General features: G+C 57.4%; 9 protein-coding genes. All 9 read left to right on the top strand.

Annotation, left to right across the window (positions count from 1 at the left end):
• Window positions 1-93 precede the first annotated feature (93 nt).
• Window positions 94-1,629 (top strand): DUF7017 domain-containing protein, encoded by a 1,536-nt coding sequence (locus tag UIB01_RS20230; protein WP_155268720.1) that lies wholly within the window; start codon window positions 94-96, stop codon window positions 1,627-1,629.
• 148 nt (window positions 1,630-1,777) lie between these two features.
• On the top strand, window positions 1,778-1,939 hold the full coding sequence (locus UIB01_RS23165) for a hypothetical protein (protein ID WP_153574101.1): 162 nt from the start codon (window positions 1,778-1,780) through the stop codon (window positions 1,937-1,939).
• A gap of 199 nt (window positions 1,940-2,138) precedes the next feature.
• Window positions 2,139-2,804 (top strand): vWA domain-containing protein, encoded by a 666-nt coding sequence (locus UIB01_RS20225; RefSeq protein ID WP_038664489.1) that lies wholly within the window; start codon window positions 2,139-2,141, stop codon window positions 2,802-2,804.
• On the top strand, window positions 2,804-3,499 hold the full coding sequence (locus UIB01_RS20220; protein WP_038664486.1) for a PP2C family serine/threonine-protein phosphatase: 696 nt from the start codon (window positions 2,804-2,806) through the stop codon (window positions 3,497-3,499). Before UIB01_RS20225 ends, UIB01_RS20220 begins: the two co-directional genes overlap by 1 nt.
• 41 nt (window positions 3,500-3,540) lie before the next feature.
• Complete coding sequence (locus tag UIB01_RS20215; RefSeq protein WP_230585269.1) at window positions 3,541-4,941, top strand: protein kinase domain-containing protein; 1,401 nt, start codon at window positions 3,541-3,543, stop codon at window positions 4,939-4,941.
• Between the two features lie 6 nt (window positions 4,942-4,947).
• A complete protein-coding gene (locus UIB01_RS20210; protein ID WP_038664480.1) occupies window positions 4,948-8,343 on the top strand; it encodes a DEAD/DEAH box helicase in 3,396 nt (1,131 codons plus the stop codon).
• On the top strand, window positions 8,327-9,817 hold the full coding sequence (locus UIB01_RS20205) for a hypothetical protein (protein WP_038666039.1): 1,491 nt from the start codon (window positions 8,327-8,329) through the stop codon (window positions 9,815-9,817). The genes UIB01_RS20210 and UIB01_RS20205 overlap by 17 nt, the downstream gene beginning before the upstream one ends.
• Window positions 9,817-12,288 (top strand): AAA family ATPase, encoded by a 2,472-nt coding sequence (locus tag UIB01_RS20200; RefSeq protein ID WP_038664477.1) that lies wholly within the window; start codon window positions 9,817-9,819, stop codon window positions 12,286-12,288. The genes UIB01_RS20205 and UIB01_RS20200 overlap by 1 nt, the downstream gene beginning before the upstream one ends.
• Entirely contained in the window at window positions 12,288-14,108 is a 1,821-nt protein-coding gene (locus UIB01_RS20195; RefSeq protein ID WP_230585268.1) for a hypothetical protein, read from the top strand. The genes UIB01_RS20200 and UIB01_RS20195 overlap by 1 nt, the downstream gene beginning before the upstream one ends.
• Window positions 14,109-14,124 lie beyond the last annotated feature (16 nt).

Raw genomic sequence — 14,124 nt, 5'->3', positions numbered from 1 at the left:
TGCAATCCCTTTGGCCAGCAGATCAGCGAGGCCAAGGGGCTGAGTAAGAGCGGGCAGCATGCGCAGGCTGCAGCCATCTACCGCAAGGTATGGATGAACGGTGCTGCCGATCAGGAGATCCAGACCAGTTTCGGCTGGGAGCTTTACCAGCACACCAAGGCGCTGCTGGCCAAGGAGAACTTCAGCGTTGGCGAGGTCAAGCGCAATTTAAGTGACTATCTCAAGCTGGAGATCGAAAAGCCCTCTCCGCTCCACTCTCGCATGCTGCAGTTGGCCGCCAAACTGGCCGGGCAGGACAAGCTGAAAATGCTGGCCTTTTCCCGCCATTGGGATCTCCAGCACCTGCGCGGGGAAGACTATGAGCGTTACCGCGCCGAGGATGGCAGGGAGTATCCGTCACTGGCTGAGAAGGTCATCCAGCTCGCGGGCAAGGAGGCGGCCGCTGCGGATGATGCTGACGGACAGGAGTACATACTGCCCTTCATTGATAGTGCCATGGGCCGCTTCCCGGACAACGTATTTCTCAAGCTGAACAAGGCCAAGCTGCTGCTGGCGCTGGGCCGGCATGACGAGGCGCTGGCTTTCGGGATTGCGGTGACCAAGGCCAAGTCCAACGATTACTGGGCCTGGGGGCTGCTGGGGGAAATTGTCTCGCAAAAGGATCAGGACGCTGCGCTGGGCTGTTATTGCAAGGCGCTGACCTGCTCGGCAGAGGACAAGTTCACCGGGAAAATCCGCCTGAAAGTCGCCGAGCGCATGCTGGAGGCTAATGACCATGCAGCAGCCAAGCATGAGGTCGAGGCTATTGTTCGAGCCAAGGAGCAGGAGGGCTACAAGATCCCTGAAGAGGTTGCCAGTATAGCGGCGCAGGACTGGTTTGCCGGTGTGCAGGCCAAGGTATCCAACCGTGACTACTACAGGCTGCATGCAAAGGCGGCTGAGGCGCTGCTGTTCAATGACTTGCCCTGGATTGATGCTTGCCTGGGCGAGACCTTTGTCGTGCCGGGTAGAGAGAACAAGCCCAAGCGCAAGGTTTTCCTGAAAACGGGCTCAATCCCCGCGGAGGTGTCGATTCCTGAGTCAAAGGTCGCGCGGATGAGTTTGGCGGCCGGGGATGCCGTCAGGATCAAGGGCGAGTTTGATGAGAAGCAGCGCTTCAACCTGTTTGTGCTGGAGCGCCGGCCTGGCGCTACTGCGTGGGATGTGGCACCCGAGCTTTTAGGGGTTGTGAGCCAGGTGAATGAGGACAAACAGGTCATTCGCTACATCGTCAGCCGGGAGATCAATGGTGAGATCCCGATGTCGGTGTTGCCGTGTGCGTTTGCCGAGGGCGATGCCATCGAGGTGCAGCTTGTTCGCTATGTTTCGAAGCGTGGCCCTCAATACCGCGTGCTTTCCGCAAAGGCGAGCGAAAAAGTGCCAGGCGATTTGTTGCGCAAGGACTTCACCGAGGCGGTTCGCGTCTCTAACGGCATGGGATTTACCCCAAGCGAAATATTTATTCCTCCGCCATTGGTGGAGCGCTGCGAGATCGAAGACGGTCAGCAGGTTTCCGGTACGGCGGTACAGGTCTACAACAAAAAGCGTGAAAGCTGGGGATGGAAGGCCGTATCCATTCAGCCGTTGTAGACGGCTACATGTTGGTCGTTCTCTGGCTTTTGAGAGTTCACAAATAATTGCGAAAGAGAATTCTGCAGTCCGGCTTTTTCAAGGCAGCACCCCTGGCCGCCGCCCCAAGCCTGATCATGGGTGCACTTCCACTGTTGGGTTACGCGCCGTGGGGGCGTACCACCGCCTGGAGGGCCTCAAGGCGAACCTGGCTGCTAACTGTCTGCCGGACAATCTGGATGCCTACGCGCCGGATCAGTTCGACGAGTTTCTGCTCGAACGCCGACAGCGGATGGCGCAGAAGATTAAGCAGTATTACTGGGGATTGTGAGGGGTATTTCCCACAGCGTTGTGAATGAGCCCCTGTTCGTGTCGGTAAACAAAATTACCAATAAATAACGGTTTTTACGTATATAACGATATTTCTCGGCCTTCAAGATTGCATAACATACTGTTTTTAAAAGAAAACATGAGTTGGCACGGAATGCGCTTATAGGGAGATATCCAATTGACTATCAAGGAAGTACACAGTGTCAGAACTCAAAAAATTCCAGGTCCAAACCGCCCGTCCGCTGCCGATCATCGTTCTGGCTGACACCAGTGGCAGCATGTCTGTGGATGGCAAGATCGAGGCGCTGAACAAGGGCCTGAAAGACATGATCAGCAGCTTTGCCGGCGAGAGCCGCCTGCGGGCTGAACTGCAGGTCAGTTTGATCACCTTTGGCAGTCAAGCAGAGGTGAATTTGCCTTTGACTCCGGCTCATCAGTTGCAGGGCTTCACCCCGCTTACTGCTGCGGGGGCGACTCCGCTGGGTGGTGCTCTGGCACTGGCCAGCCAGATGATCGAAGACAAGGACAGCATCCCCTCCCGCGCCTACAAACCGGTAATCGTGCTGGTTTCCGATGGCCACCCTACTGATGACTGGCAGGGTTCCTTTGCTCGTCTGGCCAATGGCGAGCGCTCGTCCAAGGCCACTCGCTTTGCCATGGCCATCGGTGCTGATGCCGATGAGAGCATGCTCGGTGATTTTGCCAATGACCCGGAGGCACCGCTGTTCCGTGCCGAGAATGCTGCGGATATCCACCGTTTTTTCCGCGCTGTGACGATGAGCGTCAGTGCACGTAGCCGCTCGGCGACGCCGAATCAGTCTGCTCCGCTGCAAATCCCGACGGATGATCAGGACTGGGATTTCTGATGCGCTTGTTGGCGAGTGGGGCTTCGGTGAGGGGCCCCGCCCACCAACAGGATGACTCACCTAACCAGGATGCCCTGGCCGTCAGTGGTATACGCGGCGGTTGGTGCGTTGCAGTTGCCGATGGATTGGGCAGTCGCCCCTTGAGCCACTTCGGTTCGCGCAAGGCGGTGCAGTTGTCACGGCACGTGCTTCGGTGCCAGGCGGACATTACTCATGCAGCGGTTACTGACGAGGTTCGCAAGGCCTGGCTGGCCTGTTTTGGCGAGCGTTATCGCCTACATGAAACGACCTGCCTGTGGGCGCGCGTGGATGCCCGTGGCCGGGCTGTTGCCGGGCAGATTGGCGATGGATTGCTGCTGGCAAGAAGCGCTGGCGCTTTCAGGGTGCTGACCGATCAACGCCAGGGCTTCGGTAATCAGACCCTGACCTTGGCCCAGGCGGATGCCCGGAATACTCGCAGCTTCGAGTTTGAGTTGAGCCAGCCGGGTGATGGCGTACTGCTGATGACGGATGGTATCTCGGATGATCTGATTCCATCGCAGCTTGAGTCGTTTTTTGATGCCATTTACCGGCGCCAACTGCGTTGTAGTAGCAAGCGCAGCATGCGCCGCTGGCTGACGGGTGAGCTGCTGGACTGGTCGACGCCACGCCATGGTGACGACAAGAGCATTGCTGGAATTTTCTTAACGGATTGATACAGATGAGCACGAACAAGGCCGCGCCGCAGAAGCAGCGCATGGTGCAGGACAGCAAAGGTTCGGTTTATGAGCTCACGAGTGAGTTGAGCAGTGGTGGGCAGGGCGTTGTTTACCGCACCCAGTACCCACAAGCTCTGATCAAGGGGTTTACCAATAAGGATGAGCAGGCGCGCCGTCGTTGGCGTGAGCACATCGAATGGCTGACCCGGCAGGATCTGGCCGATTTGAAGCTGGCTAGACCGCTTGTACTGCTGGCTGAGCCACGCTGCGGTTATGTGATGGAGCTGATGGACGGGCTGGTGCCTTTGCAGGGGCTGCTGGGCAGTTTTGCTAATGCTGAAGAAGAGGCACCTGAAGATTATCTGCGCCAGGGCGGGCTGCGTCGGCGTATTCGTATTCTGGGCCAGATGGCCAGAACACTGAATCAGTTGCACGGGCGCGGCATGCTCTACGGTGATCTGTCGCCGAACAATATCTTTGTCTCGGATGATTCTGCACATGCCGAGACCTGGTTGATTGACTGCGACAACATCAGCCTCGATAGCCACAGTGGCTTGACCCTGCACACCGTGGACTATGGCGCACCGGAAGTGGTGCGTGGTGAGGCGTTGTTGTCCAGCCTCACCGATTGCTGGAGCTTCGCCGTTATTGCCTATCAGTTGCTGACACACAACCACCCGTTCAAGGGTGAGATGGTCAGCGACGGTGAGCCTGAAGTCGAGGATGCCGCGCTGCGAGGTGAGCACCCCTGGATCAACGATAGCGAGGACGACAGTAACGCTTGCTTCGTTAATCTGCCGCTGCAGTTGCTGGAGCACAGCAAGCTACCCCAACTGTTTAGCCGTTGCTTTGAGGGGGGGCGAGCCAGCCCCTATGAGCGCCCGGCTATGGCCGAGTGGCTTGAGGCGCTGGTTGAAGTGGACGAGCGCATCTATTGCTGCCCTGGCTGCGGCAGTACCAGCCTGTTGCCAGTGGACTTGCGGGCAGCGGACGAAGCGGAGTGTTTTTTCTGTGAGGCGCCAGCTGACAGCCGTCTGGTTCTGTTTGAGGAGTTCATTGCCTTGCCTGCCGAGCAGGAAGGGGATGTGGAGACTCCTCAAGAGCTGGTAGCGACGGGGCGCAAGGTCTGGCTGCAGCCGGGAGGGCAGGTTGAGCTCAAGCGCTTGCTGCCGACGTTCAGCTATGACCGTTGGCCGGCTGACCATATCCGTATCGAGTACAGCGACAAGGGCCTGGGGATTTTCCCGCTGCCTGAGAGCCAGTTGCAGTTGCAGCGCGGGGAGAACATTAAACCGTTGCAGCGTTATCAGGGCCTCAAGGAGAGCCTGCGTGGCCAGGATGAGGAACCCTTCCTGATTCATGTAGGTGAGCCTGCGAAGTCAGGGCATAAGGACTCCGGGTTGCCCTCCAGCAAAGTCGTCTGGCAATTCCGGTGGTGATAGCAAATGGAATTTAAAGATTTCCCCATGCTGTCAGCCGATGTGCTGGCGCTTTCTACAGATGAGTCTGTGGATGCCTTGCAGGACGGGCAGGCTATTTTCCTGCAGCGCTATCAAGATGACTGGCTGGCGGTACAGGGAGATGTGCGCATCCGCGTCAATTGTGCCAAGGCCGATGCCGAAATATTTGGCCGTCTGGCCCTGCGTGATCAGACCCGCTGGTTGCTGACCGGTACGAAGAAAAACGAGCTGCTGGTGCAATACTGCGCACCGGTTGAAGTAACGGCAATGCAGCTTGAACTGGGTGTTGATGAGCTGCTTGCTGAGGATTTGCACGCCAAGCGCGAAATTGCCGGCAGCACTGTTGAACTGGCCTGTCGCTGGTTTGTCGAGCACTTTGTGGTGAAGGGTCTGGCCGAGGGGGACTGGCTGACGGTTGCTCGTTTCAGCAACACCGCTAGCAAGGGCGGTTTTCAGTTGCTGGGTAATGGCTGGCGTGCCGATGTCGAGCAGCGCCAGGATGGCAGTTTTCTGCTCAAGCGTGTTAACCGTCATACCCATCGTGATGGTGCATTCTCCATCCTGCTTGGCCAATTTGAATTTAAGGATGCCTCTGTTGCGGCTGCGCTCGGCAGCGCCAGTCAGCAGGCTCTGCTGAGTGCGGCGCTGCGTGACAACGCCAGCTATCTCGAACTCTGGAATCTTTACAACGATAAAGAGTGGCAAAGAGCTTTAGAGCAGGCAGAAAGTTTGGGTTCTCTGGCTTACGCCGAGTGCCACGGCTTTCAGGAGGGGCGTGGCAATGCCTGGCGTCTGATTCCCAAGTCGCAGGAGCAGTATCAGGCGTTCCGCGAGCGCTGGCGCGATCTGGAGCTGAGCAGCAATGATCAGTTTGATCTGGGCGATCAGCGCCCGGACTGGCTGGAAGAGCTTTCATCCGAGAAGGCTCAAAGGACTGCCAATGCTCCGCGGGGGACTATTCGCTTCGAGCCAGATTGCGTGATTTTCAAACAGGCGGCGGGTAAGACCAACATCCGACCGAAAGCGGGGGAGGGCTGGTTGTATCTGTCTCTTGCCGGCCAACGTTCGATGGGTAAGCGTCGCTTGGCAGCCAAGCAGTCGATTGACTCGGGCAAGCGGCTGCCGCAATTGAAATGGCTGCTGGAAGGGGTTGCGGTTCCTGCTGCGCGACGACGCCCGATCAGCGGGCTGACCCCATACGTGCTGGAGTCTTTCAAGGGTGGCAAGCCGACCGAGAAGCAGGCGCTGGCGCTGGATTGCGCGCTCAATACCCCTGATCTGGCAATCATCATCGGCCCTCCTGGTACCGGTAAAACCCAGGTTATTGCAGCATTGCAGCGTTGTCTGGGTGAGCGAGCGGAGAAGCAGAATATTGCGGCGCAGGTACTGGTCAGCAGTTTTCAGCATGATGCCGTCGACAATGCACTGGAGCGTAGCGATGTATTCGGCTTACCTGGCGCGCGGGTGGGCGGCAAGCACGGCGAGAGTGATCAGGCGGCTTTGATTGAGCCTTGGCTGGAACGCCAGGCGGCTCATTTGCACCGCAAGATTGCGCAGGAATACAGCCGCTTCCCTGAGCTTGAGCAGTTGCGGGCCATTTCCGCGAGGTTGGCCCTTGCCCGGGTAGCGAGTACCGGCCCTGCACAGCAGGCGGATGAGTTCCAGCGCCTTTTGCATGACTTGCGTGAACTGGAGCAAAGCGGCCTGGCATTGCCGCCCCGGCTTGAAAGTCAGTTCGAGGAGTATATCGATACGCTTGCCGGTCAAGCGCCGGCTACAGCTGCGGGAGGTCTGCCTCCCTCTCAGCTGCTCAGGCGTATCCGTGCTCTGCGTGTCGAGGTTGCTGCCTTTACCGATGATGGCGGCGAGCGTGCCTGGGATCTGCTGAGCTGGCTCAAGCGCCATGAAAAAGGTGTGGCCCCGGAGCTGCTGCGCCTGCTGGAAGAACTTGCCGACAGCTCGCACGTTGAGCCGGCGACCCTTCAGGCTCTGAAGATCTGGAAGGATCTGTTGCTTGATCAGCACTTGCCGGATTACCGGCCGGCTGCGCTGAAACGCCAGGTAGACCCTGATGGCCTAGCGCTGCTTGATGAGGTGGATCGCTATCTGGAAGACCGCATGGCCAAGCGCAAGCAGGGGGTTGCATGGGTCTTGGAGCAACTGGTCGATAGTCTGGAGTCCGATCGTTCCGCTGCGCGGGCTGTGGTCAATGAGTATTCGATGGTGGTCGGTGCAACCTGCCAGCAGGCTGCGGGCAAGCAGATGGAAATGTTGAAAGAGGTATCCACTAGCTCCAACTCGGATATCGAGTTCGATACGGTTGTCATCGACGAGGCAGCACGGGCCAATCCATTGGATCTGTTTATTCCGATGTCCATGGCCAAGCGGCGGATTGTTCTGGTGGGCGATGACCGCCAGCTCCCGCACATGCTTGAGCCGGATATCGAGGGGCAGTTGCAGGAGGAGCATGAACTGACCGAACTGCAACTGGCGGCTTTCCGATCCAGTCTTTTCGAGCGTATGCGGGTCAAGCTACAGGATTTGGAAAAGCAGGATTCGATTCGCCGTGTGGTGATGCTTGATACCCAGTTCCGCATGCATCCGGTCTTGGGCAACTTTGTCAGTAAGCACTTCTACGAATGTGAAAACCTGGGGGTTCTGCATTCCGGCAGGCCGGCAGATGCGTTTGTATTCAGCCAGGAGCTGCTTTCCAGGCTGGGGCCGCTGGCGGAGTCCTACCGCGGCCATGTTTGTCAGTGGATTGATGTGCCGGCGGTGCAGGGGCGTGATCAGCGCCGGGGAACTAGCCGGGTTCGAGAGATTGAGGCGCAGCGCATTGCTGACGAAGTGGTAAAGCTGATGCAGGCCGGCGGTGAGGCGTTGTCTGTTGGCATCATTACTTTCTACGCGGCACAGCGCGATCTGATCATGGAGAAGCTCGCTCAGCAGAAAATCGACGGTACTCCCTTGATGGTAAAGCGCGAGGGGGGCTACGAGCCGCATGAGCAGTTCAAGTTGACCCGCAAGGTGCAGGCAGATGGAAGCGTGGTTGCAGAGGAACGCTTGCGGGTTGGCTCGGTGGACGCCTTCCAGGGCAAGGAGTTCGATGTGGTGCTGCTGTCTTGCGTGCGCAGTTTCCAGCCCAATCGCTCGGTGCGAGCTGCTGCCAGCGAGGGGGGTGAGCGTGAGCTGCAACTGAACCGTCAGTTTGGTTTCCTGCGTTTGCCAAACCGCATGAACGTGGCCATGAGCCGGCAAAGGCAGATGCTGATTTGTGTCGGGGATGCTGCTTTGGCCAGTAACCCGGATGCACAAGAGGCTGTACCAGCTCTGGCTGCTTTTTATCAGCTGTGTGGGGGTGAGCATGGCTGCATTCGCTGAAACCGGTACTTATCTGCAGTTTGCTGAAAAGCCTCGCGGCGAGGCTAGGCCCTTGTTGTGGCCGGTGCTGGTTCATCGCGTGCTTTATCCCGAGGCAAAAGAGGCTCAGTTGAATCTGTTCCAGCGCGCTGTGCTGGGGTTGATCCGGGCACAGTTGACGCAAGCGGAGGCAATCGCTGAGTTGACCGGGCTGCATGTCAATCTGATCAAGCTGATACTGGCTCAAGGGGTGAGTAACGGCTGGCTGACTGATAGTGCCCGTGGGCTGACTGAAAAAGGCGAGCAACTGCTGGATGGTGAGTCTGTTGAGGATGACAACCTGAAGGCTGGTTATCTGTTCCAGGATGCTATCAGTGGTCAGTTCTGGCCACGCTTCGCTGAGCAGCTTGATTCGATCGAGCCCGAAGATCCGCTGCAACGCTATCCCGTATTCAAAGGGGAGCGGAAAAGCGGCAAGTCAATCCGGCCGTTTGTGATGGCGGCGGGCAAGTCATCACTGCCGACGTTGGATCATGAGGCTCTGGCGATAGCTTATCGCGACTATCGGGATGATTGCCGGGCAGCTCGGCAGCTCGATAGCGGCCAGTTCCCGCAATTCCTTAAGTTGTCTGGGGTGCAGCGGCTGGATGATACCGCCAAGCCTGCAAGGGTACTGCTCTGGGCCAAGCCTGATGACGAGGGGCTGGAGCTGTGGGCAGTCGACGATCCGTTTGCGCTGCGAGCCAACGCCTGGTGGTTACAGGATGCTTTGCGGGAGCAGACTGAGGGGGGTAGCAAGTACCTGCTCAACCATTTGCAGCCTTTGGTTTCTGTTCCGCGTGCGGATGATCAGACGGTTGAGCAGTGGCTGCAGGCCATGCGCCAGCAGGCGGATATGCAGGTGCTCACGGAATACCCCTGGGCGGCGCGGCAACCGGATATCAAGCGGCATTTGGCAGCCCTGCTACTGCGTATGAACAAGCTGGAACAAGGCGACCAGAGTGAGCAGGAACTGGATGCTGCAGTGATGGAGTGCCAGAAACTGCTTGAGGTCCTCATGCAGTGGTTGATTCACCAATATCCAGTTGAAGCAGGCCATCTGCCCAAACAGAAAAACCTTGGCCGAGGGCTAAATGCGCGCGTGCTATCCGCCTTGCAGTTGCCGGCGTTTACCGACGGGGTAATCAGCAAACTAGCCGGGCAAAACATCAATCAGATCATTTTGGCTTGCTCTCGGCCAGGCAGCTCCCTGAAGGCTTTGCTGTTTGCTGCAGCAATGGGAACGCTCAACCACTCCGGGCACCCGTTCAAGACGCTGTTAGCTCGCGAGCTGCAACTTGACAGGCTGTTGCTGCTTGCGGATTTGCGTAACCGCAGCAGCCATGCGCAGAGCCGCTTTACCGGACGAGAAGTCGCCCCCCTCACCTATGAGGAAACGCTGGATAACATCCAGTACGCGCTGGGCTTCACCGAATTTTTTAAGGAATGGATGTAATGGGCAAGAAAAGCTCGAACAAGTTTGGTCCACAGCAAATCCCTGCAGCGGCACCGTCTGCGGTCGGTATGGCCCGTGCTTCAGTGGAGCAGCAAGTGAATGTATGGAGCGCTTCTTTCGAGAACGCTTCCAAGGCCTATCAGTCTTTTGACATGACACTGGATATTTCTGTCGAGCGTGAGTGGTTGCGCGGCGTCTGCGAGCGTTTTGAGGGCGACAGTGATCTGGTTCGCTGGATTGAGCAATTCGCCACGCTCTGCAAGGAGTTGGTGCGCTTCAAGGAGCGTTTGCATGACGAATATGCCGAGAGGTGGGCTGCTGCCAGCAAACTAGCTGAAACTGCCGAGGCGGCGGCACTGGCGCAGGTAGCCGAACAGGAAGCGCTTGTGGCCGTCCGCTCCGGACTGGATGCAGAGAAAGCTGAGCTCAAGGCTGAGTGGGACAAGCTGCTTGAGGCTCAGCAGGAATTGGCGCTGAAGATGGCCGAAAATTTGGAGGCCGAGCGTTCCCTGAATATGCGAGAGGCCAATGCGCAAGCCGGCTTTGTTGCGGAAAACGAAGCGGCTTTACGTAAGCTGGAGGCGCAACAACGTCAGCAGGTGCGTCAGCATGAAGCGGATCTTCAGTCGTTGCGCGAAGACAAGCACCAGCTCGACGGTGAAATTTCCCAGGCAGCAAGGCGGCTGGCGGAGGTCAAGTTCAGTTGCACGGAGGCAGAGGCTGAACGTGTCAGGTTGCTTGATCAGCGTGAGCACGACATCAAGCAGAAAGTGGTCGAGTTAGATCGTGCGCGTAGCCGCCTGGATCGTGAGTGGGCGGATATCCAGGCAGAGGAAAAGGCCTTGCAGCAGCGTCTGGATGAGGAAATGGCATCCGAGCGGGCGAATCATCACCAGGTTGTTGCCAAGCTGGAAGAGCAGCGTGAGCGGGCCTGGAGCAAGGCGAATGAACTCAAGGAGCAGCTGCTCGATATTCAGGAGCTCAAGCAATCCCTGGGCGAAGTATCCGGAGCTGAGATCCTGCAGCAACTGGAAGCGCTGCGTCAGGAAAACCGTGAACTCAAGCGCAGCCTGGAGCAATCGGATACGGCGCAATTGCAGCGCGATAATGACTACCTGCGTGACAGCAAGGCTGATCTTGAAAGAGAAGTAGCTGAGCTACGCCCTGAGCGGGATGAGCTGCGTCGTGAGTTGAGCAACAAGCGTGTCGCGGCTACAGAGCTTGAGGCTGTGGCGCGTGAGAAACGTGTTCTGGAGCAACACAAGAATACCCTTACCGTTCACATTGATGATCTGGAAAGCCGCATCGAGCAGCTGACCAGTGCGCAGAAGACCCAGACGCCATTCCCTGCCATGTCGCTGATGGATAGTGAGCGTGATTACCGGGCGCGTATGGAACTGGATGAAGTGCCTGATCTAGAGACATTTGCCACCCAGTTACAGCATCGGATTGCTAAAGCTGAAAAGCATGTAGAACTGTTCTATCCGATCGAGGATATCCGCGTGCTGCTGGGTGGTTTGGCCATGAGCCAGCTGCATGTCTTCCAGGGTATCAGTGGTACCGGTAAAACAAGTCTTGCCAAGGCTTTTGCCAAAGCAATGGGGGGCTTCTGCACAGACATCTCAGTGCAGGCCGGTTGGCGTGATCGGGATGATCTTCTTGGTCATTACAACGCCTTTGAGCGACGGTTCTACGAGAAGGACTGCTTGCAGGCGCTATACAAAGCGCAGACCCCGCGTTGGGAAGACACCTGCAACATCATCCTGCTGGACGAGATGAACCTGTCGCGCCCTGAGCAATACTTTGCCGAGTTCCTCTCTGCCCTGGAGAAGAACAACCCCGATGAGCGCTTGATCAGCCTCTCGGAAACGTCGTTGCCCAATGCACCTGCGATGCTGGCCGAGGGACGCAAGATCAGGGTGCCAGCCAATGTCTGGTTTATTGGTACCGCGAACCATGATGAAACCACCAATGAGCTGGCGGACAAGACCTATGATCGTGCTCATGTAATGACTCTGCCCAAGCAGGATAAGCGCTTCACGATCAAGTCGTTTGAGCCGGCCAACTACTCTTATCGCTCCTTGCGCAAGGCATTTGGCAAGGCACGTGCTGAGCGCAAGGAGGAGGTCGTCAAGCTGCTGAAGGACTTGACCGGCGATGCCTTCACCGAACAGTTGGGCAGCCAGTTTGAGCTGGGCTGGGGGAACCGCTTTGAAAAACAGGCGCTGGATTTCATCCCTGTCATGCTGGCCTGCGGGGCCTCTTCGGGGGAGGCGCTCGATCACTTGCTGGCCACGAGAATCATGCGTCCTGGCAAAGTGACCGGCCGCTACAACGTTTCTGCCGAGACGCTGCGTAATCTGAAGGGCGCTCTGGAGGAGTTCTGGATCAGCGCTGATCTGGCGGGTGATCCGCGCAAGTCTATGGAGCTGTTGGAGGCTGATATTCGTCGCCTGGATGGGCGTAGCTGATGTGGATTGATCGTTTTACTGGTGAGCAGTGCCGGCACTTGCCCGCCCTCATTCCGCCCGGTCGCTATCAGTCTGTGGGTGACGGGCCTGCGTTCAATGGACATACACCGGTATTTACGGGTGTGCTGGTGAGTGATGGGGACCAGCGCTGCCAGTTGGGTGATGAGGCTTGCACTTTTACGCCGTCGCAAAAAAGTCTGGCGGCGGCAACGGAATTGCTGAGCAAGGTCATTACGACTATTGATGCCGAGGCGCTGCAGGCGCCTTTGATGTCCCCCCTGATGCCCGCTTCCATCATTGATGCCAAGAGCCATCTGCAGCCCTTTGAGGAGCAGCTTCTGGATGTGGTGAAGCAAGGGCATCTGCATCACATCTCGCAGCGTCCGCGCCTTGATCTGCATTATGAGGATGAGGTGGCTGATATCGGGCGCGCACGCCGTTTGGCAAAAGGGGCTTTGGTGCATCTGGCCTCGCACTCGGAGTGCTGGCAGCGGCAGACCTTGAGTGGCGTGATCCCCAAGAAGGTACTGGCCCGCTTCAGCGAAGATGACTATGGCATCTATGAGAATCGTGTCTTTGCGCGCTTGCTGGATAAGATTGAACGCTATTTGCACGGACGCCTGGCGGAGTTGCGTGGCTTGCAGGCGACGCTGAATCAGGCGCTGCGCTTCTATGAGGCGGAGAATGTCGATTACCGTCTGCGTGAAGAAATTTGTCGCTTGTGGGGGATGACATTCAGCGCAGAGGAAACCAGTAACGCATCAACGTTGCTTGGTAAAACGCTTAATCAACTTGAGGGCTTGTACCAGACGATTACGGGTCTGCAGCAAAGTGGTCTGTATTTGTTGGTCAGTCGGCAGGCGCAAGTGACAGGTGCGCTGCATATGACCAACATACTTGGCCACGACCAGCATTATCGGCATCTGGCTATCTTGTGGGATCAGTTGGCGAAGGTGGCGCAGGCCAAGCGTGCCACGCCAGCAGAGCGCTTCAGGCAGAACCAGTCTCTTGCTTCTGTCTATTCTCGTTACGCCGGTCTGGTTATGAGGAGGGCACTGCTGCCTTATCTGAATGGCCAGGACGAAGGTGTCTGGGCCGGAAGGCACATACTTCTTCGGCAACGTGGGCTGGAGTGGCAATTGCTTTGCAGTTCTCCTGGCCTTTCAGCGCCAGAGGAGGTATTGCTTACCATTGTGCCTTGGTTGAGTGATGCGCCTGCTCCTGAGGTGACCCCACAGAGCAAGGAGCGGTTTATCGCCTGGCCGGCAATGGGGCAGGAGATTGATGCGGCTTATTGCCCGGAGCAGTGGATACCGCTGTCTCCCACGGACATGTATTGCACGGAGCGCTTTGGCTTGCTGGTTGACCAGGTGCTTTGCCGAATGGCTCTGATTACGTATGCGCAGCCGTTGCAAAAAATCCCGCAAAAAGTGCTGGAACAGGCAAAGCAGGTTGCGGGGGTTCAGGTTAATTCAGAGCAAAATGAACTGATTGTTACTGAGGCCTTGGCCGGGGAGGCAGTGACGGCGCTCAAGGAGGCATTGGTTGCCTCTAACTCCACTGCGCAAGCGTCAGCCCTGGAAGGTCACAACCAGGCGATTCTTGCTTTGGAAAAGTGCCCGGTGTGCTCTGGCAGGGCTCCGCTGGTTTTCCAAAGCCCTTTAGGGTTCAAAGCCAACTGTTTGGATAAAAAGTGCGCAACGCGCTATCTGCGCTTGGAGCAGACCGGGCGTGTTTTTGAACAGTCAATACCGGAGTCCACTGGGTTTACGGTGGTTGGACGAAGGGCATTTACGATTAGGCAGATGGCTGGCGCCTGAGATGATGCCCGGCCGC

Origin of the sequence: Stutzerimonas decontaminans, from assembly GCF_000661915.1 — a bacterium.
In the GTDB taxonomy this organism is placed as follows: Bacteria; Pseudomonadota; Gammaproteobacteria; order Pseudomonadales; family Pseudomonadaceae; genus Stutzerimonas; species Stutzerimonas decontaminans.
The sequence above is the reverse complement of the archived record's forward strand: the minus strand, read 5'-3'. Positions and strand labels throughout refer to the sequence as shown.